The organism is Candidatus Thiodiazotropha sp. LNASS1, assembly GCF_964212655.1.
Lineage (GTDB): Bacteria > Pseudomonadota > Gammaproteobacteria > Chromatiales > Chromatiaceae > Thiodiazotropha.
Window position 1 is genome coordinate 844290 of sequence record NZ_OZ156465.1, and the last position, 24446, is coordinate 868735.

Genomic DNA, 24446 nt, shown 5'->3' on the forward strand with positions numbered 1-24446 from the left:
TTTATAAGGCTCAATATACATACGAAAAGACAATACCCGAAAACTGAACTTTCATGAAATGCCTGCTGATATTCTGGAGAGCCCAGAAGCGTTACTGGAATGGGCTAAAAAGGTAACAGGTGCAGCTCGACGGTCTAAGGCATGGCTTGCTAATTAAGTCTTCTTGGAATGTACGAGCGATAAAGCTTATGCGTCAACCGGCGACTCTCCTGGGGAAACATTCTGGGAACTGTCCTGGGCTACCCGGACTTGGTTCCTGCCCCGGGCCTTGGCTTGGTAGAGCGCACGATCGGCCTCGTTGATCAGACCCTCTGCCGTCAGACGCGACTCGATTTGGGCTGAAACCCCAATACTGATGGTGAATGACAGAGGCACTTCCAGACCGGGTGCGTTGATTTTCAGATTCGATGCCGCCTTACGCACGCGCTCGGCCAAGGTGTAGGCCTCCTGTAGGGGTGTTTCCGGCAGGACCAGGATGAACTCCTCGCCGCCAAAGCGACCCGCGCAGTCCACATCCCGAGTCTGATCCTGAAGCAATTTGCCAAGCGTCTTTAGCACCAGATCGCCCATCTGGTGACCATGGGTATCATTCACCAGTTTGAAGTGGTCGATATCAATCATACAGATGGCTACCGCACGTCTATATCGCTTGTTGTGGTGCATTATCTGCTCGAGGAATCGCTCGGTCTCCCGTCGATTGCATAGGCCAGTAAGCGGATCGTGGCTGGCCATGCGCTTCAGTTCATCGCGTAGCTGCTTGCGCTCAGTGATATCCTCGAAGGTGACGATGACCCCGTTGACGCTGTCTTCGTATTCCATAGGAGCCGCAGTGTAGGCCACAGGCAATTGACTGCCGTCACTGCGGTTGAAGGTATCCTCCTCCACCCGCTGCACCTGCTCGTGCTCCAGAACAGCCGAGATGGGCGAGCCCCCCTGCGCTTTCCCCCGTTCCCCGCCCCAAACCAAATCAACGAAGCGGCGTCCGAGCGCCAACGCCTCGGACCAGTGCAGCAGATGCTCCGCTTCCGGGTTCATTAGAGTAACCGTGCCTTTTTTGTCCAGCACAACCAGGCCTTCCGCCAGTTCCGAGGTGATGGTGCGAAGTCGTCGTTCATTGCGCTTCAGTGAATCCACCGCGGTCCGCTCACGTTGGAGCGCGACGGCCAGAACGGCACTACCTACCATCAAAAGGATGGAGAGCGCCAATAACAGAATAAAGCCATACTTGAAGCGCTTCTCCAACTCCTTGGCCAGATGACTCTGCGGAACCAGTTTCACCACCTTCCAGAAATACTCTCGACCGGAAAGACTGGCAAGACTTTCACCAGTCACATCCACACTGCCATCGGCGGAGATAATCCCAGCACGCAGCGGGTATACCGTGCGCCAGGTGAATATACCGGCATCAACAAAACGCTGCCCCTGTCCCATGGTCTTAATGGACTCCCAGACGTCCGGATAGGCGTTCGAGAAACGCCGCTCGTTCTTGAACATGAAGCCCCATTCGTCTTCCGGATCGGGCGCCAGCAGCCAATATCCATCACGGTTGAGCATCATGATCTCCCCCACCGTGCCTCGCGCCGATGACTGAAGGGAACCGATCAGTTCCTGTCCGAAATAGTTTACCAGCACGATGCCCCGTTTATTTCCCTGTGCATCGAACACAGGGGTACCGATGCGAATCATAGGTTTGAAGGGGCGCTCGATCTCGCCACGTTCAACATTCAGATCCAGGGGCGACACAAACAGGGTTCCACGCGAAAGCTCGAATGTATCGCTGAAGTAATAACGACCGGCCTTGTTCTGCAGACGATCCGGTTTGACCAGGGTCGGCGCTCCGCTGTTATAGTTGACGCGAACACGCTCCTGCCCGTTTTCGTCCAAGTATCTCACCTGGTCAAAACTCTGCTTGCTACGCGAGAAGTTCAGAAACTCACGGCCAAGTTTTTGCAGGGAAGAGGTTGATCCGTTCTCGAAAAATTCCTGAAGACTCACCGAGTTAGCCAGTATAGCAACATCCTTGGCGATTCCCTGGATGCTCTGATCGATGTCGCGGGACCCAATCTCCGCGTTGTGTTTCTCCCGCTCCGCGATCAGTTCTCGATCGATAGAGTAGTCGAGGTAGTAGAATCCGGTGATCACGGCCACCAGCATGATCGTCCCAGGCAGGAAGAAGCGCAGGACATCACGCAGCTGTATGCGTATACCGTTTTCATGACGATTCGACGACTTCAATTCAATCGACACCATTTTCGATCACTCAATAATCAAGGACTATACTAAAGAATAACATTGAAAATCTCGCACTCTTATTATTGGTATTTATAAATATCAATGAATTGCTTCCATGCCTGATTTAGTAATTACTTGCCAATCTATGCAACAGATATCAATCTTTATGGATGTCTGCTGAGCACTGATAGCGATAGTTATTCGAAAATCACTCAAGTGATCGCTATTGTCCGAAATCAGTTATTGTGTATATCAAAATAATCCAACTGCCCCCCAGCCCAAACACTCGATCCTTGTATCTACTGATCAATCTTCCTTCCACTGTACTACCACTGGGTAAATACATCTATCCCCACAGAAAGGGTGTCGCTATAATCTTGGTTGGAAAATGTCATCTGCAAACTGTTTACGGGACTTGAAGCGGAGACTTCAAGTAATCCAATTGCCCGATCGGACACTCAATGGACTTTATTATCAGGAAGTCTAGTGTCCGCTTTCAGCTGTTCGACATTGAGTAGTCCTGCCAAAGACGTGCTGTAGTAGCACCACTTCAGACTATTTGGGAGTTATGGCACTAAATCGCTCTGATTGATGAGTTACGACCACATGCTTCTTCCGTTATCAATATTACTGTTTAAAATTTGCGTAATCTCATCAGCGCCAACTGGTTTACTGAATAAGTAACCTTGTGCGGTGTCACATCCCAGATCGTTCAGCACATCAAACTGATCGGCGGTCTCGACCCCCTCGGCAATGATTCTGTGCTGCAGCTTATGGCCTAAATCGATCATAGATGCAATCAGAAGCTGTGTTTCATCATCGGATAGCATGTCATTGACAAAGTGCCTGTCTATTTTCAGGTAATCAGCTGTTAGATGTTTTAGCGATGCAAACGACGAATAACCCACTCCAAAATCATCGATCGCTATCAACACGCCAAGGTCTTTCAATTCTCGAAATACAGTAAGGTTTTCTGGATTTGTCTGGACAACATTTTCTGTTACTTCCAGTTCCAGTTCAGTCGGATTCATCCCTGTCTCTTCAATGACGCGATTGATAAGAGAAACAAAGTCCTTATCGAGAAAATGGCTTGGTGATATGTTCACTGCCATCCTGACTGCCGGTATGCCAGCCTTTCTGCACGCAACGGCATGATTGCATGCTGTTCGCAATACCCACTCAGTGAGCGGTTTGATCATACCGATTCTTTCAGCTGTGGCTATGAACTCTGTTGGGGGAACCTGGCCCAGCTGTGGGTGATTCCAACGTGACAATGCCTCGACACCGATTATTTCACCGGTATGCATCAGGATCTGTGGCTGATAGACAAGTGACAGTTGCTGCTTTTCCACCGCCTCTCTCAGGGCTTGTTCTACCCGGAAACGGTGTTCAGCTTTGTGGGTGAGTTCTGGCTTATAGAAAGCATACTGATTTTTCCCATGCTCCTTGGCAGAGTAGAGTGAGGTATCAGCAGCTTTCAGCATGGTAGAAAGATTCTCACCATCATCAGGGTAGTGGGCGATACCAATACTGCAGCTTGGGGTAAATTTTCTGGCGGACAGTTCAATCGGCTCCGAAATCATATCCAGACAACGTTGAGCCACATGTGCAGCTGCATAATCATCATCCACGTCTTTCACAATGATGCAGAATTCATCACCGCTGAGACGTGCCACAAAATCAATCTCCCGGCTGACACTCTTCAGACACTTGGCGATATCTTTGAGCAGCAGATCACCCGCATCATGTCCAAGACTGTCATTCACACCTTTGAAATCATCCAGGTCGACATACAGAAGCGCGAAACGTCGCCCACTGCGGTCGGATGATTTTATCGATTCCTCAAGCTGCTGATAAAAGCGCACACGACTGGCAAGCCCGGTCAATTCATCTTTATAGGCTAATTCACGGATGCGTTTTTGGGCTTGATCGCGCTCCATGACGATCCCTGCGAGTCGGGCCGCGGATTTCAGATCCTCCAATTCCTCATCATTGGGCAGCGCGGGATGATTGTAATACATACCAAAAGCGCCCAGCACCTTTCCCGAGGAATTTTTGATGGGCTCAGACCAGCAACATCGCAAGCCGTGTGGCAGTGCTACATGCTTGATTATTACCCACTTGGGGTCCGTTTCAATATTCTCCACAAGTACCCGATGACCGGTATAGGTGGAAGTGCCGCATGACCCGACGTTGGGTCCGTATTCCAAGCCATGCACTGCTTCGCAATACTCCTTAGGCAGGCTCGGTGCTCCGCCATGCAGGAGTTTTCCATCCTCCAGTTCAAGCATGGAACAGCGCATGCCGGGATGGCGTCCCTCATACATCAACGCTATCTGGTCATAAATCACCGGTGCTGGTTCCCCTGTTGCAATCAACTCCAGGATTTCAGCATTTTTTGCTAAGTATGATTCGGTCTTTTTGCGCTCCGTGATATCGACATGGGTCCCCACCAATCGTATCGCTTTACCGTCGGATGCACGATTGACGAGAAATGCGCGGGACAATACCACGACCTCATGACCATCCTTGTGTCGCATACGCATTTCAACCTCAAATGAATCTGCGTTTCCGGACAGATGATCTTCAACCGTTTTTAAGACCCTCTCCTTATCATCCGGGTGAACCAGACTTGCCCATGTATCCAGATGATGTTCAAGCTCGTCTTCTTCATAACCGAGCATGCTTTTCCATTGGCGAGAGTAATAGACATCATCTGTCTCCAGATTCCAGTCCCACAAACCGTCATTTGCCCCTTTCAAGGCCAGAGTAAGGCGCTCTTCACTGAGAAATAGTTCATGTTCAGCAGTTAGTTGACGCTTTAACTGACTGTTAATACTAGACATTATTTAATTTTACCCATCATGACAGACAAATTACCAATCCTATTATTTCTACATTCATATGCGACACTAGTACAAATCAATTTATTCTGTAATAGGAGCTGCAGGCCAATAGGCATCCAAAATCTAAGGAAGATCACTGTCATCTACAATGCCTTCTTGAGTCAGACAATTCAGAATGTCTGTACACTTCAATGAATCAGCAGCTATATTAGCGAAACTTCTTGTGATTCAATATTTTACCGTAAATCTTTTAATCACTATTATTACTCTATGACCAATCAGATAGGGATCCTTTCTCACATCACATAAGCCCGGCTGATCATACTCTGCAATGACTGAAACCCTGATGAAAACACTTGCCCTGTTAGCCTGCATATTGCTTGGAGCCTGCGGTTCCATTCCAAGGATACCCGTACATGGGGAGTTTTTCGGGGAGCCTGTTAAAACCACTGTGGATTCTGAGATAGCGCGTTACTACCTTGAAAATTATCTTGCTGAAAATCATGACAACACGGAGATGGCTAAAAAGATTTCTGCGCTTTATAGCCAGAATGGAGAATCCATTCCGTCGCGAGAAGAGCTGAAGATAATCTCTCATAAATATTCGGTCGATTTTGCAGCACTATTCCTAGCGGATCGTCTTTTGAGCAATAAATGCAATATAGAGATCAATCGGGCCTTCTCCCGCCACCTCAACACAGAGACGACAGTCAACGCAGACATCGCTTCATATAGAGTGCTGTTCGTACCAGGATGGGACTACGTGGAAACCGGGTATTTCACCGGATCGGATTTTGCCAGACCTCGCCAACTAGCCGATGAGTTCGGTCTTGAAAACTATTTTGTCAATATACCGCCTACCGGAGGCGTGGAAGAAAATGCAGCGGTACTGGCAGCGGATATCTCGAGGCATGTCCTCTCCAACAAAAAAATAATTCTGGTTGGTGCAAGTTCTGCCGGACCGGCGATTCATCTGGCGCTCAGTAATCGATTTTCCAAAAGAAAACAAGGCGACATCGTAGCCTGGCTCAATCTGGGAGGCATTCTTCAGGGCAGCCCGATTGTTGATCACTATCAAACGTGGTACCGGCACTGGTTATTGACTTTGGCCACTTGGCACAAAGGCTGGGACAAAGAGGCAATATTGAGCATGGGTACCAAACAAAGCAGAAAACGATATGCTCGCCTACAAATAGACCCTGATATCTTAGTCATCAACTACATAGGCATTCCCCTCTCCGGACAAATCAGTCGATACTCCGGCGAAAATTATCCGATACTGAGATCTGAAGGGCCAAACGATGGTTTAACGCTTTTAACTGATGCAATTGCACCGAACAGCCAGACAATTGTTGCAATGGGCAGTGATCACTTTTTTGCGGAGGATCCAAGGATAAATCAAAAGACCGTGGCACTGATGAAGTTACTCATTACATATCTGGAGAAAGGCCTGGAACGAAAGTGCGGCGGTTTCGCATCGCACGAAGCACGATGAAAACCCTTAGTGCCCTTGTATTTAACAAGGGTGATTACAACCCTAACTATTCAGGGTGTTCTGAGTTTCATCGAGTAACGCTCTGAATTCGTCTAGATTCAGCGAGGTTGAAGATTCAGACAGATTGGATGATATGCCAACTATATCTATTCCTACTATAGAGTCCTTACGTAGAGCGTCTATCATCTTGAGCAGATCCAGGTTGTACAGTAGGGAACGATCCCTGATGAGTATACGCTGATAGATTCGAATCATGCGCTCATCACTCTCAGTTACAGGCGGAGTATGTTCTGCAATCTTCTGAATATAGTATTCGCAGTTTTTCTTTCTGGAAAGAGAAAAGGATTCTAAACCGTTCACGATTTACTGCCTACTGTCTATTGAACCGCACATACAAGATTTAAGCAGTAATTATGCCATGCTATAAAAATCAGAAGGTTGGCTATGGTTGAATAAACGACTTGTAAACCATTTCGACGCTTTCAGAATTTCATTCCGAAATAGGATGCCTGTTTGAAAATTTAGTGTAGGAAAAATATTCCCAGTGACGATACCAAAACCAGGCCTTAAAAAAGGCCTGGCCGATATCAAACTGGATCACCAGCGAAGCACAACAAAGCGTGACATGCCTCCTTTCATTACCAGGAGCAAGACCTGACGCTGACTACGCCCTTCGTTGATCCGTTCCTCAAACTCCCCGGCATTTGTTACCGGATTACGATTGACCTGGGTAATTACCGTTCCTGCGTCAATCCCGGCCATTGCCGCAATTGAACCCGGTGAGACATTGGTAACAACCACACCTTGTGTGGTATTGGTGCCAAAGGATTCTGCAAGTTCTTTGTCCAGGGTCTGTACCGTAAGTCCCAGTTCCTCTGTGGTCTTTGTGTTTGAACCGGCTGCTGATTGCTCGCTCAGCTCGCCCACTGTCACCTCAATGGCTTTGGGTTTACCGTTTCGTATGATCTCCAAACCCACCTTACTGCCAGGTGAGGTCAATGATATCCGGTTGCGAAAATCACCTACATTGCCAACATTCTTTCCATCAAGTTTGAAGATCAAATCACCCTGTTTGAGCCCGGCTCGATCCGCAGGCGAATTTTCAGAAACCTCTGCCACAAGAATTCCCTTTTGATACTTCGTACCAAAGGATTCGGCCAATTCAGGTGTCAGAGGCTGGATCATGATGCCCAGAAAACCACGCGTAACCTCCCCTTTGTCGAGAAGCTGATTGGCAATGCCCTTGGCCATGTTGATGGGTATGGCGAATCCCACACCCATATAGCCCCCGCTACGGCTGAAAATCGCCGTGTTGATACCGACGACCTCTCCATCCAGGTTCACCAGGGGTCCACCCGAGTTGCCGGGATTGATGGCAGCATCGGTCTGGATGAAATCCTCGTAATCGCTGATACCAAGACTTGTACGCCCTTTTGCACTGACGATCCCGGCAGTCATGGTGTGGCTGAGGCCGAATGGATTGCCGAATGCCAACACCCATTCTCCAACATCAAGTTTGTTGGAATCGCCTAGCGAGAGTGCCGGCAAGTCATCGGCGACTATCTCCAGGACTGCGATATCAGATTTCGGATCACTACCCTTGATCTCTGCGGAAAACTCATGACCGTTCTTGAATTTGACGGTTATCCTGTCCGCTCCCTCAACGACATGATTGTTGGTCATGACATAGGCCTTGTTCGAAAACAGCCCTTTGTCGTGGGAAAATACAAACCCCGATCCCTGCCCCACCGAACGATGTCTGCGCGGTTTCTGTTGCTGCCTCGGCGCACCGGGAAATCGCGGGCCGAAGAAACGCCGGAACAGATCATCGCCAAACGGGGAATATTCATTGTTTGGCGCACGCTCCCTGACTGTCTCGACCTGAATGTAAACGACGGATGGAGAGACTTTTTGCGCCACGGAGGCAAAGGCCTTACCGGTTTGGCGCAGGCTCTCTATGCCTCCCTGCTGAGCACTCAGGTTCATTGACAGCAAACAGAAGAGAATAAGTATTATTGTGGATAGATACCGCTTCATGACGATCTCCTACCGGTTCAGTGTTTACCCTATATTCAATGCAACCAGACTGATTCTCAATTATTATAATAACCGGATAAATCAGCCTTTCCAGACTGAGTCAGTCTTTATAACACCTCATACCCGCTACTGATCACTAAAACGATCTAATTGACCCTGTGATTCTTGATAAGTTCACAGCTGTAAGCGACATTCACAGAGGCCATTTAAAAAGCCCCGGACTGAAACAGTCCGGGGCAGGCTTCCGCAATGAAAAGTAGAGGGGTTACTTATCCGTTGCGAATCTCAATTTTACGGGGCTGGTACTGTTCACGTTTCGGAATCCGTAACGACAATACGCCATCTTTAAGGTTTGCTTCAGTCTTGTCCCCATCCAACTCACTGCTCAAAGAGAAGCTGCGCTGGTAGCGGGTTGCGCGCACGTCCGCATACAGGGCCTGCATCGCCTCAGGCATATCGATCTCCGCCTTGCCGTCTATGGACAGGGTCTCGTTGTCTACCTGAATATCCAACCCCTCTTTCGTTACGCCGGGCAGATCCGCCCTGAGGGTGATGCCTGTCTCATCTTCAAGGATATCCACATTGGGTCGAATACTGCGTTGCGGTAATTCACGCCGCTGTTGCGGTTGAAGATCGTGTTTGGTTATCTCTTTACTGGTACTCATTACCTCTACCTCCCGCCAATTACTGAACGGTAATCTGTCGTGGTTTGGAAGACTCTCGACGTTGGATGACAATATGCAGAACACCATTGTCGTAGTGGGCTTCTACCTTGTCCGCGTCCACATCATCGGGCAGTGTGACTACCTTATGAAAGGCACCGTCATATCGCTCTTTTCGAAAATAGTTCCGTTCGTCATCCCGCTCAACGTGTCGCTCGCCTTTGATGGACAAACGGTTATCATTGATTGAGATATCCAACTCCTCAGGATTCACGCCGGCCGCAAACAGATAGAGATCAACCTGTTCCGGCGTTACGCCGACGTTGATTGGCGGATAGTTATCTTTGGCAATGGATCGCATCGTATTCGGCCAGAACCCTGCACCGAAAAGCTGATCCATCTCCTGTTCCAGACGCCTGAATTCATTGAACAGGCCTGAATCGAAGCCGTGTATTCTTGGCAACATTAGACTCATCTCCTTGCACTGAAATGCAATAAATCGTTACGTTGCCTATTAGATAGGGATGGCCGATTCTTTTTTCAAGCCTGCCGTTGACTGGAACAAACCAATTGGGTCACTCTACGGTAATCGTGATCTTCTCCGATATCAGGGGCGGATCATGGGGTTCATGGGTTTCGTCACCCAATAAGAGTTGCAGGGTGTGCTTACCGGGCGACAGATCCAATACGGCCTCCGTCTCTCCCCGATCAAAGTGGATATGATGGTCATCCCTTGGGATCGGCTGGTCCAGATCGGGCAGCTGTTTCAGGTCAAGCAACAGATGGTGATGACCTGCCGTGTGACGGCGTTTATCCTTTGTACCGGCGGGAATGATACCGAATTTTTCTATACCGAACTTCACCTTCAAGGGAGTGCTCACCACAGCCCCATCTGTTAAACCGATAAAAAACACCCGTGCATCCTCGGGTGGTGTATGGGCAGTGACTGAAACAGCGAAGACACTTAGACAAAGTATGAAGGTGATCCTTACAAGCGTTTTGTGCATAGCCTGCTCCATTAACCGTTTACTCAGTAGCGGGAATAGACTTCAGTCTTACCCTTTTCATCAAAGATAAGCACATCATAATTATCCTTCCTTGGGCCTTCCATGCCGGGCGAGCCCATCGGCATACCGGGGACACTGATCCCCTTGACCGCTGGCTTCTCTCTCAATAGACGCACGATCTCCTTGGCCGGCACATGACCCTCGACGACATAGTCACCCACCACGGCGGTATGACAGGATTGAAGCCCTTGCGGGACATTAAGTGTACGCTTCACCAACTGCATATCACTTCTGTCATGCGCTTGCACGGAAAAGCCATTCTGTTGCAGATGTTTTACCCAATCGTTGCAACATCCGCAGGTCGGGCTTTTGTAGACGATGACATCGGCTGCGAATGAGTGAGTTGATAGCGTCAGAGCCGCCAACAGAAGAAGGAGTGATTTGAAGGAATGGCATATTTTACCTGCACGATATCCATTCCGATACGATTTACTGGTCTCTAGTCTAATCATAATTGACCTCGTTAAACAATTCTCAGTGGCGTCACCCTTTTTTCTGTAGCGGTAACATTGTCCCGGCCTGCTGATCCCGCTCATACCAGATCGCATAGATCTCATCGGACCAGTGGGACTGCACCCAGGCCAGTATGTCATCGATCTGCTGCGGCTTCAGCTTCTCACCAAATCCCGGCATGGTACCGCCCAGGGGTATGCCGCCGAAGTTCACAGTCCTTCTTAAGACTGAAAGCGGATGGTGCCAGGTATGTGCCGTACCGTTGAGCGGAGGCGGTGGATAATTACCTTTTTCATCCAGCTGTTGCCAATTGGTTGTGCCGGAGGCATCGGGTTTATGACACTCCGCGCAAAACTGTTGGTAGAGCTTGCCTCCTTTGACAACCTGTTGACTATTGTACCAACGCTCGGCAGGCATCGCTCGGGGTTGAGATTGTACAACAGCCTGGCCGGATGATTCGCTCTGCGGTTTATCGCAGGCGGAAACAATAAGGCTGATGGGTATGAGCCATAGTAATATCTGTACACTTTTCATGCTAAAGACCTCTCAGTACCAGGCACGCACACCGATCAGCCACTGCAGATCGCTGACGTCCTCGCCCTCCTCCCTGGCGAAATCTGCCGTGTCGCCGAAGCGCTTCGACCAGTTGACGCCTATATAGGGCGCGAATTCTCTTTTTACTTCATAGCGTAGCCGAAGGCCCAAAGAGAGATCGGAAAGCCCCGAACCGATACCCACCTCTTCATCATCCTTTGTATGGAGATTGATCTCGATTTCCGGTGTCAGCACCAGCCTTTGGGTAAACAGGTATTCGTACTCGGCATCCAAACGTACGCCAATCTGTCCCGACTCGCCGGCAAACAGCGACGCATCCACTTCAAACAGGTAGGGAGCCAATCCCTTCAAGCCAATGGCCAGCCAATCTCTTTCGGGATCGGGTATTAAATCTCTTCGCCAACCTACCTGAACATCCCAGAAGGGAAAGATGGCCCGGCTGTAGAGAAGCTGTATTTCAGCCTCCTCGGTCTCTCCACCGGGTCTTTCCAGCTCTGTCTTAAACCAGAACTTATTCAAGTCATAGCCGACCCAGGCCTCAGCGTCCAGTACCAGGGGATTCGCTTCATCACTCTCACGTATCTCCAACTTTTCGATCATCACTTTATAGATCAAAGGATCATCGTTCATACCTCCCGCCAACAGTGAAGCGGGTAGCAATATACCTGAAAAGAACGTCACTCTTTTATTCATTGCATAGCCCCCACTCAACTCACGGTAACAGTGCGAAACATGCCAAGCATGTGATAAAGCAGATGGCAGTGGTAAGCCCATCCACCTTCGGCATCCACGCTGACCCGATAACTGATGCGAGATCCCGGCTGGACGATTACTGTGTGTTTACGAGGCAGGTAATTGTTGTCTCCACTCTCCAGATCACTCCACATGCCATGCAGATGCATTGGATGATTCATCATCGTGTCGTTGACAAAGTTGATACGAAGTCGCTCCCCCAGTTTCCATCGCAACGGCTCAGCGTCAGCATGTTTGACACCGTTGATCGACCACATATAGCGGCCCATATTTCCGGTCAGATGGAGTTCTATCTCCCGGTCCGGATCAGGATGTTCCCTGGTCGTGTGTAGACTGCGCAAATCGGCATAAGTCAATACCCGGCGGCCGTTGTTCCGCAGGCCGACACCGGGATCATCCAGCCGATATTGGGGATCCTCCGATAACATATCCACATGGGGCCCATATTCCGTCGCCGCATGATTGACGGGGCCAGCGCTGAAGTCGGACGAATTGGGCTCCATCTTCTTGATGCGGTCTGTCATTGTATGTCGGCTATGATCCATGGCGCCTGACATATTGTGTTGACTGTGATCCATAGTGGCTGGCATGTTGGGTTGACTATGCCCCGCCTCAGGCATGCCATGATCCATATGATGATGCATACTCATACCCATATCGCCGTGCTCCAGGTTGGCCACCTTATCCAGCGAAGGGATGTGTGCGGTCATTGACAAGTGGGGTGTAAGCGTCCCCCGGGCATAACCGCTGCGTGCGATATCCTGGGCAAAGATTGTATAGGCGGCGTTATCGGCCGGTTCCACCAATACATCGTAGGTTTCTGCTACACCGAGGCGGATTTCGTCAACCGTAACCGGTTCAACATTCTGACCGTCTGCTGCGATCACGGTCATTTTCAATCCCGGTATGCGCAGATCAAAAAAGGTCATTGCCGATGCATTGATGAACCTGAGACGGATCTTCTCCTTGGGTTTGAACAATCCGATCCACCCATCCGCCGGATTTTTCCCGTTCATCAGGTAGGTATAGGTAAAGCCTGTGACATCGGAGAGATCCCGCTGGCTCATGCGCATCTCACCCCACATCCTGCGCTCGTTCCAGGTAGCGCTCAAACCCTTTTGCTCCAGGTCACGCATCAGATCCCCGTGGGTGCGCTCGTTGTTATTGTAGTAGTGGCTCAACTTTTTCAGCTTCGCATAAACATCGTTGGGATCTTCGTCCGTCCAGTCCGACAGTACCACCACATAATCCCGGTCATAGGCGTAAGGCCCGGGTTCTTTCGGATCGACAACGATTGCGCCATAAAGACCGGTCTGTTCCTGAAAACCGGAGTGACTGTGATACCAATAGGTACCGCTCTGTTTGACGTCAAACCGATAGCTGAATGTCTCACCGGGAGGGATGCCATTGAAACCGGTTGAGATACCGGGCACCCCATCCATGGCGCTCGGCAGGATAATCCCGTGCCAATGGATGGAACTGGTTTCCGGCAGCAGATTGGTGACATTCAAGGTGACCTGATCGCCTTCCCGCCAACGCAACACCGGTGCCGGCACGCTACCGTTCACTGTCGTGGCGACACGTGCACTGCCGGTAAAGTTCACCGCAGTTTGAGAAATGGTCAGGTTAAACACCCTTCCCTGCAGTGTCGTGCCACCCGGTTCACTCCCTCTACCCGCCAACAAACCGAATGGCTGCAATCCCAGGGCTGCGCCACCTAAAGAGAGACCGGTGACAAACCTGCGACGATGTAAATTGACACCCTCATTCAATAACCTGTCAAAAACTCTTTTCATTGTGACTAATTCCTTTGCAATTCAACAACACGCAGGCGTTGTTTTGCATTAACAATCTTCGATGCTTATCGTTAAGACACTGCGAAACCAGTGTCAGAATGCAGCGGAATCAGAGACGCGGCGGTCTGAAGGGCGGAGAATCAGTTTGCTGAAGTAATGACTGATCGATGAATATCGCTTGAGCAGCACTTGCAGTAACAGAGAGGTCGATCAATTGCGAAGGGACAAGATAGGCTGTCGATATGCAATGGCTGACGGAACAGGCATCACTGCTGCAACAGCCTCCATCGCTCAATTGCCCGGGATGGCAAGTGTCATCGGACATGTTTTCGACAACAGCTCCGGCAGCGTGTGTGTCGTGAGCCATTCCTTCATGAGACGATCCGTCATCGCTTACCTGGAGTGGCCCCGCCATAACGCCCCGGAAGGGGATCAGGTTCAGTGACAGAACCAGTAACACCAATACTGTTTTTCGAGTGAACGCGCGCATACCAGGCAGGGACGCTGATGTCTCTTGTCAGTTGAAGTTATCAGTTCGAAATAGAGTTGACTGAAAAGTTCCGATTAACCAGAGACCAGATGAAAATTGTTAGATATAACCTCAAATAAATTCCGGTTTTTTTAACGCTAGCGAGTTAGTTGGTATGGGCATGGATGAGCAGCTTGACGACCAATTGGCCAATACTAAAAACTTGACTTGACCGACCGGTCTAATATACTGTTTGATCATGAGTATCGCCCCCGACACCAAAGAGCGTATCCTGGCCACAGCCCGTGACCTGTTTCACGGCCGCAGCTATGCGGATGTGGGCATCAAGGAGATCTGCACCCTGGCCAAGGTACAGAAAGGGAGCTTCTACCACTTCTTCCCCTCCAAGCGAGACCTGGCGATGGCGGTCATCGACAGCATGGCTGACGACTGGGCACACGGCTTCGTCGCCGAGGCTTTTGACGAGGCACTTCCACCTCTCGAACGACTCGATTGCATGGTGGATGCAGTCTACTTCTGGCAGAAAGCGGCAAAGAACTTGGAAGGCCGCATGCCCGGCTGCCTGTTCGGCAACCTGGCTCTTGAGATCAGCACCCGCGACGAGGTGATCAGAGCCAGGCTTAATGCCGTCTTCAACAAAGCCAGCGCCCGTTTTCACCAGGCCCTTGAGGAAGCGGTTGAGAATGGCGAGATCCCACCCCTGGACACGGAGGCCACGGCAACCGCCATGTTGGCCTACCTGGAAGGTGTGATTCTTCTCGCCAAGACACGCAACGATCCGGATGTGGTGAGATCACTGGGCCCGGCTATCAAAAGCATACGGATCGAGCACAGGCAAACTAACTGATATTTTTTTTATGTACGACTTGACCGACCGGTCATCTTGTACTTTAACGTCCACTTGTTGTAAAGGAGCAATGCCATGAGTGAGAACATACACACCCTCGATGCAAGAGGCCTTAACTGTCCCCTGCCGATCCTGAAGACCAAAAAAGCGATCGCCGCACTCACATCGGGAGATATCCTTGAAGTCACTGCAACCGACCCTGGCTCAGTAAAGGATCTGGACTCATTTTGCAGCCAGACCGGTCACCAGATGGTCTCCAGTGAACAGTTCGAGAATGGTTTCTTTTTCAGAATCCGCAAGGTCTGAAATTCCTGACGGGAGGCTAGCATGAGTAATACAGCATCACTGATCCATATCCCCACCAAAGACCTGAACAGCTGGTTTGATCAGCGTTTCGAGGAGAAGATGGCGGAACGGGATGCGGCGCATATCCCCTCGATGACGATCATCGCCACCAAGGGAACCCTCGATATGGCCTACCCACCCTTCATCCTCGCCTCAACGGCGGCTGCGCTGGGTTGGGATGTCTCCATTTTTTTCACCTTTTACGGTTTGAACCTGCTGAAGCAGGATCTGGATCTCAAGGTGACACCACTCGGCAATCCGGCCATGCCCATGAAACTGCCCGAGGGACCCAACTGGATCAAGGGCAAGCCACTGTCCATGCCGACCTCGGTCATGACGCTTATGCCGGGTTTTGAGTCGATGGCGACCAGTCTGATGAAAAAGACCATGAACAATAAAGGCATCGCCAGCATTGAACAATTACGTGAAATGTGTGTCGAGGCCGAGGTTAAATTGATTGCCTGCCAGATGACCGTTGATCTCTTTGATTACGGTAAGGATGATTTCATCACCGAGATCGAAGAGTGGGTCGGTGCAGCCAGCTTTCTGCCTCGGGCAATGAAGGCTGACGTCAATCTTTTCATATAAGAAGCATGGAATGCCCCCTGTCCGGGGGGCACGTGCTGCACACAAGTCATCGTAGGCAACCTATAGGTCGGTGCGGACTTGTCCAAGTCTCACTGTACAAGGGGTATGCCCCAACCGTCATATGGAAGCCAGACGGACATCACCCCTTAAATCGTTAGGTCCTGTTTCCTGGTAATTCTGTGTGTATAAAACCACCTGCTCTAAATGATCGTCACGTTCACTTGATCTTCGATCAATAATACCGCACTGCCTTCCGTATTGAAGTATTCTGCATATACATGACCATTCTGAGTATGGGAGTTCCCTGTTTCATGCCATTCGCTGGATAGTTCGACACTGTCAGAAGAATCACCCAAGATTTTAAGCAGATTGTCTTCATCCGTCATATCCACCACATCAGCCGCACTCAGGTTTGTAATGGCATGATCACCTGTTGTGAGATCTATCTGTTCCATATTTCTGATTGTATTGACATTGCTGAAGTCCAGATCATTGTTACCGGGCACCAGCAGGGTATCGTTTCCATCGCCACCATCGATCAGCGCGCTTGTGGCGTCAAACAGAATTCGATCATCCGGATCCACCACAGGACCGCCATTCGCCGGCAGAATGGTGAGTTGAACATCTTCAGCCCGTGTAGCCTGGCTGCCATTCGATGTTTCCGTTGCAGTTGTCCGGTATTCCAGCGTCAGCTCCCCATTGAATCCCGTGGGCGGGATAAGCTGCAGATTGTCCAGATTCCAGCCGGTGACATCAACGGTCGACACCCCAGGTGTTGCAGGAAAGGAATGTACACCATCGGTCAGTGTGGAATCGGCTGGAATACCGCTGATCGAAAAGGAGAGCGTTTCCGAACCGTCCATATCTATGAGAGACCCCGTCAGATCGGGTAAATTAATCGGCTGGTTTTCGTAGCCCGTATTCTGCTGGAGATTGAGCGAAATGTTATCCAGTAACCCACCGATACTGTTTGTATCGACTGCACGAAACTCAAGACGCGCATTGCCTGTTGCGGAAGCCAACAGATTGAAGTTGAATGATTGCAGTGCAGCGACCCGGGTATCGAGCGTTGCAATAAGACTCCCTTCCCAAAACAGCTCGATAGCCGAGTGCGTGAATGCACCCGCGCGCGCGGCATAGTCAAAGTTGAGCGTGTAGACCTGCCCTTCATTTACGGCCAAGTCAGTGAAGAAGTTGCTTGTATCACCCCGTCTATGCTCCAGTTCGATAACCTGGTTATCTCGCACACCATTGCGTAAGTAAACAAATTCCCTGCCCACTTCTACCAGACCACCGCTATTCGCGGTATCCCATATACCGCCAGCAACAGAAGCGTGATCCACAGCTCCCCAATTCCTGGAACCGAGATTTACCGACTCAAAGTCAGCCATATTCGAAAACGAATCCGAGGTGACAATCAAATTGGGTGTATCGGCTACGGCAATAGTCTCCAAAGTCAACGTCGCACTGGCTGTACCCCCGGAACCATCGGCGATTGTATAGTTCACCGGCGGCGCTATACCGCTGTAATGGATTGTCGGACTGAAACTGTAACTGCCATCAGTGTTGATCTGTAATGAGCCAACACCTGCAATTATTGCGGTATCTCCGGCGGTATAAGTCACGCCACCCACCTCAAACTGGGTGAGATTAAAACTCTCACCGTCCGGATCCGTGTCATTGCTCAACAAACCGCTTAGTGCATCTACTGTAATAGGGGTATCTTCATATGTAGTGATGCTGTCATCCGCAGCCACAGGAGGAATGGCATAGTCAACTGTGATGGTAGCGGTGTTCGATGTATTGCCGTCGTTATCGTCAACCGTGTAGCTGATCGGGCTCGGATCATCGCTAAAGCCCGATTCCGGCGTGAAGGTAATCGCGCCGGTGATCGCACTCACTGTCCAGGTGCCTTCGCCTGGGACCGGGAGTGGATCACCCGGATTGGCTGTGCCCACGATCTGTACGCTGGAAGGATCTATGCTGCCGTCCGGATCGCTGTCATTGATCAGCACATCGACGGTGACCGGTGTATTGATCGTGTTACCGTTGCTGGCATCGTTTCCAGCTACGGGTTCATCACCATAGGAAACCGTGACTGTTGCCTGATTAGAGGGATTGCCCTCATTATCTGACACGATGTAAGCAATCGGTGTCGGATCGTTGTTAAAGCCAGATTCCGGCGTAAACATGATTGCACCGGTAGTCGGATTCACAGTCCAGGTACCTTCGCCCGGGACCGCTAGTGGATCGCCCGGATTGGCGCTGCCCACGATCTGTACGCTGGAGGGATCTAAATTGCCGTCTGGGTCGCTGTCGTTGGATAGGACATCCACAATGATCGGTGCACCTAGTACTGGGCTCGCTCCAGAATCATCTGCCGCTGTCGGTGACTCTGCAACGCCTCCCACATTGATGGTAACCCTAGCCGTATCCGAGCCCGCCACACCATCGGTGATTGTGTATGTAAATGCATCTACCCCGAAAAAGTTCGGGTCTGGGGTGTATTCGAATGTACCGTTCGACAGCTGCGTTACCGTGCCATTGGCCGGCTGGGTGAAGCCTGTCACGGTTAGCAGATCAGCATCCGGATCGCTGTCGTTGCCCAGGACATAAACCGTGACCGGTATATCCTCACTGGTGCTGACACTGTCATTCAATGCAGTCGGTGGACTGTTCTCATTCACACCGTTGATAATCACCGTTACAGTCGAAGATGTACCATCGACACCCGTGACCGTGAATACCTCAGTGATGCGCTCGCCAGCATCCAATGCCTGTACCGCCGGGTCACTGTTGTTCAGGTTGTATTGCCAGTTGCCGTTGGCATCGATCGAAAAAGTGCCATACGCTCCTGCAACACTACTCTGTGGATTAAAGGCTTCATCTTGCGGACCATCCACATCGCTTATCGTCAGCTGGCCGGATGTGGACAGTATGGTGTCTTCTGTTACGCTACCCAATCCCGCCGTGATCTGCGACGGATCCTGCACCGGAGTGATGATGATGTAGACCCTGGATATGGCAGTACCACCGTTGCCATCGTCCACCAGCACTTCGAATGAGTCGTTACCGTTATAGTCCTGGTCGGGTGTGTAGGTATAGCTGCCGTCAGGATTGACCACGGCGGTCCCGTGCGATGGATTGCTGTTCTGGGTATAAACCAGTGCGTCACCGTCCACATCGGTGGCCATGACCAACCCGGAAACGGATGTATCTTCCGGGATGATATGTTCGTAAATCCCGGCATCCACAGAGTTGGGATCAGGCATGGTTGTGCCGTCTGGCTCGACACTGATGGTACTGGTAACTGGCACATCGTTGACTGGATCGATCGCCACTGTGACCGTAGCGTTGTCCACACCGCCGGCTCCGTCACTGATAGTGTAGGTGAAGCTGTCGCTGCCATTGTAATTGGGATTTGGCGTATACACCGGGTTTCCGGTCTCGGTATCGATGCTGACACTGCCGTGTTCACCCTGGGTCACTTCCACCACGCTGATCGGATCACCACTCGGGTCCCTGTCGTTTCCGAGCACCGGGATGGTGATCGGTGTATCTTCATCAGTGACCGCTTCATCGTCTTCGGCGATTGGCGGTGCGTTTAAGTAAGCGTGATCCTCGCTTTCGCCGATGCCTAATGTCAGTCCCTCAGTCTCGAATCCACTCTCAGGTGTCGTTTGGGCGCCTGTCCGTTCCACAGTGACGAAGCTTGTTCCTTCGTTACCTGCAGCAGCTTCGCCAGTCCCTGCTGCCGGTGCTTCCTGTATTGCGGTCGGATCTTCACCCAACAGAATTGCCTGTTGAATGGCATCGATTGATGCAGCATATTCCGATCCGTCCTCTGGAGTGACGGTCTCATAGACATCGGCATCGAGCCGGCCCTGCGAATTACGTCCTAATGTCAGGTTGCCCCCATCATTGAAGACAATCTCGATACTGCTCAAGCCTCCTGTTTCGATAAGGTCATCGGCAAATACCAGATCACCCATCTGAAGGGTGCGCACGACGCCATCACTTCCGGTCGCCTTAACTTCGCCGATCACCTGGCGTACAAAACCAATTTCCTTTCCACTTGCCGATGCAGCATTAGTAGCCATACATCCCTCTACAGATAAACTGAATTCAATTTTTCAGGCAACTACGAGAAATCGCCTATTGGGTTAGAGGAATTATTAAAGGGATGCCGTAAAACTGCTATTGTACCTTGGTACAATATTCGTATCTATTTGTTTTTATTAAATATTTATTTACCATAAGCAGAATTTAAATATGCGGCACCAAAAAATAGGCGCTACACCCAGTTCATCGTAATGAAGTGTTCGCGGAGTGGATACGTTAATATCTCCCCGTACAAGGCACCCGTCTGCCCTGTATGGGCAGTTGGCTGACACCAATCTTTGCACATAATGGCATGGAGTGCCTTCTATCGAGGGGCATCATCGCAAGGCCGGGACCAGCTGAGTGAGATCGAGGGTCATACCAAGGTCCCAGTCCACATTTCCCGTTGCCGCAGAATGGGATGCACCACCACGGACACTCAACCCGCTTCCTCCAATATTGCGCATCCGAACGCCCGCACCTCGACCACGCCCCCTCATCTGTATTGTCAAACCCCGTACACCTGGTACAGGGATATCCCGTCCGTTGACAAAATCGAGCACAATATCCCTCGTTTGTGGATTGACAAGCAGTGCGGTAAGGGATGTGCCCGCCACGGTGGCCGCTGCGGTCACCATCATGATCTGGTCACCGACACTACCTTGGTTCCACTCTCTTCTCAGTCTTCTCTGGCTATCGTGCAGGATTCGATTGGCAGCCTGCTGCACTGCCGGGAGTAACCATACCGCACGCATGACATCACCCACCTGCCCAGGTCTGGGCGCTGCCGGTCCCGGTGCCGGTTGTCTTGGGGCGGGTGTTGTGGCGGGTGGCTGCAACAGCATGAAGTTAAGCAGGTTACGGTCGAAGCTGCGCCAATTGGGTTGAAGAAACAGGCGCTGGATACGTGGCGGGAGGCTGCCTGCCCTCATCTGCGCCATCTGCGCTTCGATTTCGGGATCGAGCCGCAATTGATAATTACCCAGATTGAATCGCGATCCTCGTGCACCCAGTGTGTAATCACCCATTTCATCGCCTCCGTATGGTTTTATATACAGCAATTTTGGGTGTTGGTACGGGATAGCGATAGATAAGCGTTGCATACACGGGGTGTGAAAAAATACCGCACTCCCGGTATGCTCCTTGATATGCCGGTATCTGTTAAATTGCAATATTAAGCACTGGGAAAAGCGTAAGGAGTCCAGCGATGTCGAAGGGTCTGATCACAGCAGCCTATCTGTTATCAGTCTATGCCGTATTTCCCCTATATGCCGCTACGCCCGTGGCATCTGAAATGCGTCTGCTATCCAATATACGTCAGCTGACCTTTGAAGGCCGGCGAGCCGGTGAGGGATATTTCAGCGCCGATGGCAGTCGTATGATTTTTCAATCGGAGCGTGACGATGCCAATCCGTTTTACCAGATCTACCTGATGGACCTGGAGAGCGGCGATGTGGAACGCATATCCCCAGGTTACGGCAAAACCACTTGCGCCTGGATACACCCTTCCAATGATAAGGTGCTATATGCATCCACTCATGACGATCCCGATGCCCACAGCAAGATGCAGCAGGAACTGGATTTCAGAGCCTCCGGCCAACAGCGCCGCTACAGTTGGGACTATGATCGGAATTTCGATATCTACGAACAGGAAGTCACCACGGGTAAACGCAAAAATCTGACGCGCACCGTTGGCTATGATGCGGAGGCCGCCTATTCTCCCGACGGCCGGCAGATTGTCTTTGCCTCCAACAGGCAAGCATATGCGGGTGAGATGAGTGAGACGGAAAAGAAGCTCTTCGAACACGACAAATCGTTCATGATGGATCTCTATCTGATGAACGCCGACGGTTCTGATGTACGCCAATTGACCGATTCACCGGGTTATGACGGCGGTCCCTTTTTCAGCTTCGACGGCAACAAAATCACCTGGCGCCGTTTCTCCAAGGATGGCAGCCAGGCTGAAATATTCACCATGGATCTTGCCAGTGGTGAAGAACGACAGCTCACCCACACAGGCGTCATGTCCTGGGCGCCCTTCTTTCATCCCAGCGGCGACTATCTGATCTTTGCCTCCAACCAGGAGGGATTTACCAATTTCGAACTCTACTTAGTGGATGCACAAGGTAATCACAAACCGGTCCGCGTCACTCATAGCATGGGTTTTGACGGACTACCTGTATTCTCACCGGGTGGTGATCGACTCTCATGGACATCGAAACGCGGAACCGATAAAACCAGTCAGATCTTTCTTGCCGATTGGAACGATCAAGAAGCCCGCCGCCTGTTAGGCCTTGATGATCAGGATGGTTATGAGAAACATGGGGCATCCTCCGCCAACCTGACGACGACTTCCGATTCCATCAGCAGCCATGATCTGCGCCAACATGTCATGCAACTCAGCAGTGACGAGATGCAAGGCAGACTCACCGGGAGTGAAGGTGAGTTACGCGCAACAGATTATGTCGCTTCAGCATTCCGCCAACTGGGGCTTGAACCGGCAGGCGATGATGGGTTCTTTCAATCCTTCTCATTTACCGCGGGCGCTGCCTTGGGTGATGGCAACAGCCTTGAATTTTCCGGCCTCAACGACACGCAATCGATCCGGCTGCATCAGGATTGGCTCCCTTTGGCAATAAGCCGTAGTGGGCAAATCGTAAAATCGGACATCGTCTTTGCGGGTTATGGCATTGACGCACCAGGGCTGGACGAAGTACCTGACTACGACTCATATGGTGATCTGGAGGTAGAAGGCAAGTGGGTTATGGTATTTCGATATCAACCGGAGTCGGTACCCGCGGATTGGAGGCGTCATCTGCTTCACTATTCCGACTTGGCCTACAAAGCCTCTGTCGCCAAACGACGAGGCGCGCTGGGACTGATTGTGGTAACCGGCCCTGAGGCCGAAGCAAAACAACAATTGGTGGACCTCGAGATGGATGCAAAGAGCGCAAGCAGCTCCCTTGCAGCCATCTCGATCAGCGATGAGCTGGCATCACTTATCCTGGCTGTTGCCGATAGAGACCTGGCAGAACTGCAGCGAGAACTCGACAAAGGGGAATCGGTTGAAGGTTTCAACATACCCGGTATCGCCCTTTCCGCCAATCTTGCGATCATCCGGGAAAAAAGTCGGGGGCGTAATGTGATTGCCAGACTGACTGCTGATACACCCTCACAGAAAGCACCGGTAATTCTGGGGGCCCACCTGGACCATCTTGGGCATGGTGAGGTATCGGGTTCCCTCGCAAGGGAGGATGAGCGAGGTAAGATCCACTATGGTGCGGATGACAATGCATCCGGCGTGGCCGCCCTGCTGGAGAGTGCCCAATATCTCGCAGGCTTGAAAAAGTCAGGCAAACTGGGAAATCAACGCGACATTCTGTTTTCGGCCTGGTCGGGTGAAGAGCTTGGTACCCTCGGATCGGCCCACTTCGTCGACCAACTGTCTGATGGCGATATGTTGAGCGGCAAGGTCAGCGCCTATCTCAATATGGATATGATTGGTCACCTGCGGGAGAAACTCTATCTGCAAGGAACCGGCTCGAGCAATACCTGGTCCCGCGAGATAGAACGGAGGAATGTGCCGGTGGGCCTTGCCATTGCGACCAAAGCAGACCCCTACCTACCGACGGATTCGACTCCGTTCTATATGAAAGGCGTCCCAATACTGAATGCCTTTACAGGCGCTCATGAGGATTACTCGACCCCGAGGGATAAACCCGACCAGCTCAACTACGAAGGCATGCAAAGGGTTGCACAATTGATGACGGGTATCACCCGATCCCTGGCGCGATCAGAAACAGAACCCGACTATCTGGAAGTCACGCGAAAGGATAGCGGCCTATCACGAAAACACCTACGCGCCTATCTGGGCACCATACCCGCGTATGGCCAGGACGAAGCAATCAAAGGGGTCAAGCTGCAGGGTGCGGTGAAAAATGCACCGGCCGAAAAGGCAGGCATCCAAAACGGCGATATCCTGGTGGGACTTGCCGGTGTAAGGATTGAGACGATTCACGATTTCATGAATGCACTAGCCGGATTGAAGGCAGGCAAAGAGACAGAGATGACCGTGATAAGAGATGGGGAATCTGTAACGCTTCGTGTTGTACCCACCTCTAGAGAGTGACTCTGCAGACAATAAAGAATAGTACCTCAATCTTATAAATCGCGGTTTCA

The 24446-nt window shown here is 50.9% G+C and carries 18 protein-coding genes; 6 read left to right on the forward strand and 12 right to left on the reverse strand.

What is annotated here, in order from left to right; genetic code table 11:
- Positions 1-186: 186 nt before the first annotated feature.
- Entirely contained in the window at positions 187-2250 is a 2064-nt protein-coding gene (locus AB8516_RS03710; protein WP_369158201.1) for a diguanylate cyclase, read from the reverse strand.
- Between the two features lie 578 nt (positions 2251-2828).
- A complete protein-coding gene (locus tag AB8516_RS03715; protein ID WP_369158203.1) occupies positions 2829-5078 on the reverse strand; it encodes an EAL domain-containing protein in 2250 nt (749 codons plus the stop codon).
- 331 nt (positions 5079-5409) lie between these two features.
- On the opposite strand from AB8516_RS03715, the gene AB8516_RS03720 reads away from it, so the two are divergent.
- Complete coding sequence (locus AB8516_RS03720; RefSeq protein WP_369158205.1) at positions 5410-6573, forward strand: hypothetical protein; 1164 nt, start codon at positions 5410-5412, stop codon at positions 6571-6573.
- 597 nt (positions 6574-7170) lie between these two features.
- Here the strand turns inward: AB8516_RS03720 and AB8516_RS03725 are convergent.
- The 8 genes from AB8516_RS03725 to AB8516_RS03760 all read right to left on the reverse strand — a co-directional run bounded on the left by AB8516_RS03725 (position 7171) and on the right by AB8516_RS03760 (position 13896).
- Positions 7171-8610, reverse strand: coding sequence for a DegQ family serine endoprotease (locus tag AB8516_RS03725; RefSeq protein WP_369158207.1), 1440 nt, complete (start codon positions 8608-8610; stop codon positions 7171-7173).
- Between the two features lie 269 nt (positions 8611-8879).
- Entirely contained in the window at positions 8880-9275 is a 396-nt protein-coding gene (locus AB8516_RS03730) for an Hsp20/alpha crystallin family protein (protein ID WP_369158209.1), read from the reverse strand.
- Between the two features lie 19 nt (positions 9276-9294).
- On the reverse strand, positions 9295-9738 hold the full coding sequence (locus AB8516_RS03735; protein ID WP_369158211.1) for an Hsp20/alpha crystallin family protein: 444 nt from the start codon (positions 9736-9738) through the stop codon (positions 9295-9297).
- Positions 9739-9847: 109 nt separating this feature from the next.
- Positions 9848-10279, reverse strand: a complete 432-nt coding sequence (locus tag AB8516_RS03740) for a DUF4399 domain-containing protein (protein ID WP_369158213.1) — start codon at positions 10277-10279, stop codon at positions 9848-9850.
- Positions 10280-10302: 23 nt separating this feature from the next.
- Entirely contained in the window at positions 10303-10791 is a 489-nt protein-coding gene (locus AB8516_RS03745; protein WP_369158215.1) for a DUF411 domain-containing protein, read from the reverse strand.
- Between the two features lie 31 nt (positions 10792-10822).
- Complete coding sequence (locus AB8516_RS03750; RefSeq protein ID WP_369158217.1) at positions 10823-11326, reverse strand: cytochrome c; 504 nt, start codon at positions 11324-11326, stop codon at positions 10823-10825.
- A gap of 12 nt (positions 11327-11338) precedes the next feature.
- Positions 11339-12040 (reverse strand): copper resistance protein B, encoded by a 702-nt coding sequence (locus AB8516_RS03755; RefSeq protein ID WP_369158220.1) that lies wholly within the window; start codon positions 12038-12040, stop codon positions 11339-11341.
- A 14-nt stretch (positions 12041-12054) separates the two neighbouring features.
- Positions 12055-13896 carry a copper resistance system multicopper oxidase gene (locus AB8516_RS03760; protein WP_369158222.1) on the reverse strand — a complete coding sequence of 614 codons (1842 nt, stop codon included), beginning with the start codon at positions 13894-13896 and terminating at the stop codon, positions 12055-12057.
- A gap of 247 nt (positions 13897-14143) precedes the next feature.
- Between AB8516_RS03760 and AB8516_RS03765 the strand changes: the two genes are divergently transcribed.
- The 4 genes from AB8516_RS03765 (at position 14144) to AB8516_RS03780 (ending at position 16166) form a co-directional block, all read left to right on the forward strand.
- Positions 14144-14341, forward strand: coding sequence for a hypothetical protein (locus tag AB8516_RS03765; RefSeq protein WP_369158224.1), 198 nt, complete (start codon positions 14144-14146; stop codon positions 14339-14341).
- A gap of 283 nt (positions 14342-14624) precedes the next feature.
- Positions 14625-15233 (forward strand): TetR/AcrR family transcriptional regulator, encoded by a 609-nt coding sequence (locus AB8516_RS03770; RefSeq protein WP_369158226.1) that lies wholly within the window; start codon positions 14625-14627, stop codon positions 15231-15233.
- Between the two features lie 75 nt (positions 15234-15308).
- Entirely contained in the window at positions 15309-15539 is a 231-nt protein-coding gene (locus AB8516_RS03775) for a sulfurtransferase TusA family protein (protein WP_369158228.1), read from the forward strand.
- Between the two features lie 99 nt (positions 15540-15638).
- Complete coding sequence (locus tag AB8516_RS03780) at positions 15639-16166, forward strand: sulfur carrier protein DsrE2 (RefSeq protein ID WP_369163226.1); 528 nt, start codon at positions 15639-15641, stop codon at positions 16164-16166.
- A 200-nt stretch (positions 16167-16366) separates the two neighbouring features.
- Here AB8516_RS03780 and AB8516_RS03785 read toward each other — a convergent pair whose 3' ends face one another.
- Positions 16367-20266: a retention module-containing protein gene (locus AB8516_RS03785; protein WP_369158231.1), complete on the reverse strand. Its 3900-nt coding sequence runs from the start codon at positions 20264-20266 to the stop codon at positions 16367-16369.
- Between the two features lie 339 nt (positions 20267-20605).
- Complete coding sequence (locus AB8516_RS03790; protein WP_369158233.1) at positions 20606-21295, reverse strand: hypothetical protein; 690 nt, start codon at positions 21293-21295, stop codon at positions 20606-20608.
- A gap of 179 nt (positions 21296-21474) precedes the next feature.
- On the opposite strand from AB8516_RS03790, the gene AB8516_RS03795 reads away from it, so the two are divergent.
- Entirely contained in the window at positions 21475-24396 is a 2922-nt protein-coding gene (locus tag AB8516_RS03795) for a M28 family peptidase (RefSeq protein ID WP_369158236.1), read from the forward strand.
- Positions 24397-24446 lie beyond the last annotated feature (50 nt).

What these genes read in the sequence shown, in the direction of transcription:
- AB8516_RS03785 (WP_369158231.1), bottom strand. Translation starts at nt 20,266, where the DNA reads ATGGCTACTAATGCTGCATCGGCAAGTGGAAAGGAAATTGGTTTTGTA.
- AB8516_RS03730 (WP_369158209.1), bottom strand. Translation starts at nt 9,275, where the DNA reads ATGAGTACCAGTAAAGAGATAACCAAACACGATCTTCAACCGCAACAG.
- AB8516_RS03795 (WP_369158236.1), top strand. Translation starts at nt 21,475, where the DNA reads ATGTCGAAGGGTCTGATCACAGCAGCCTATCTGTTATCAGTCTATGCC.
- AB8516_RS03740 (WP_369158213.1), bottom strand. Translation starts at nt 10,279, where the DNA reads ATGCACAAAACGCTTGTAAGGATCACCTTCATACTTTGTCTAAGTGTC.
- AB8516_RS03770 (WP_369158226.1), top strand. Translation starts at nt 14,625, where the DNA reads ATGAGTATCGCCCCCGACACCAAAGAGCGTATCCTGGCCACAGCCCGT.
- AB8516_RS03755 (WP_369158220.1), bottom strand. Translation starts at nt 12,040, where the DNA reads ATGAATAAAAGAGTGACGTTCTTTTCAGGTATATTGCTACCCGCTTCA.
- AB8516_RS03710 (WP_369158201.1), bottom strand. Translation starts at nt 2,250, where the DNA reads ATGGTGTCGATTGAATTGAAGTCGTCGAATCGTCATGAAAACGGTATA.
- AB8516_RS03760 (WP_369158222.1), bottom strand. Translation starts at nt 13,896, where the DNA reads ATGAAAAGAGTTTTTGACAGGTTATTGAATGAGGGTGTCAATTTACAT.
- AB8516_RS03745 (WP_369158215.1), bottom strand. Translation starts at nt 10,791, where the DNA reads ATGATTAGACTAGAGACCAGTAAATCGTATCGGAATGGATATCGTGCA.
- AB8516_RS03750 (WP_369158217.1), bottom strand. Translation starts at nt 11,326, where the DNA reads ATGAAAAGTGTACAGATATTACTATGGCTCATACCCATCAGCCTTATT.
- AB8516_RS03720 (WP_369158205.1), top strand. Translation starts at nt 5,410, where the DNA reads ATGACTGAAACCCTGATGAAAACACTTGCCCTGTTAGCCTGCATATTG.
- AB8516_RS03735 (WP_369158211.1), bottom strand. Translation starts at nt 9,738, where the DNA reads ATGTTGCCAAGAATACACGGCTTCGATTCAGGCCTGTTCAATGAATTC.
- AB8516_RS03725 (WP_369158207.1), bottom strand. Translation starts at nt 8,610, where the DNA reads ATGAAGCGGTATCTATCCACAATAATACTTATTCTCTTCTGTTTGCTG.
- AB8516_RS03790 (WP_369158233.1), bottom strand. Translation starts at nt 21,295, where the DNA reads ATGGGTGATTACACACTGGGTGCACGAGGATCGCGATTCAATCTGGGT.
- AB8516_RS03780 (WP_369163226.1), top strand. Translation starts at nt 15,639, where the DNA reads ATGGCGGAACGGGATGCGGCGCATATCCCCTCGATGACGATCATCGCC.
- AB8516_RS03765 (WP_369158224.1), top strand. Translation starts at nt 14,144, where the DNA reads ATGGCTGACGGAACAGGCATCACTGCTGCAACAGCCTCCATCGCTCAA.
- AB8516_RS03715 (WP_369158203.1), bottom strand. Translation starts at nt 5,078, where the DNA reads ATGTCTAGTATTAACAGTCAGTTAAAGCGTCAACTAACTGCTGAACAT.
- AB8516_RS03775 (WP_369158228.1), top strand. Translation starts at nt 15,309, where the DNA reads ATGAGTGAGAACATACACACCCTCGATGCAAGAGGCCTTAACTGTCCC.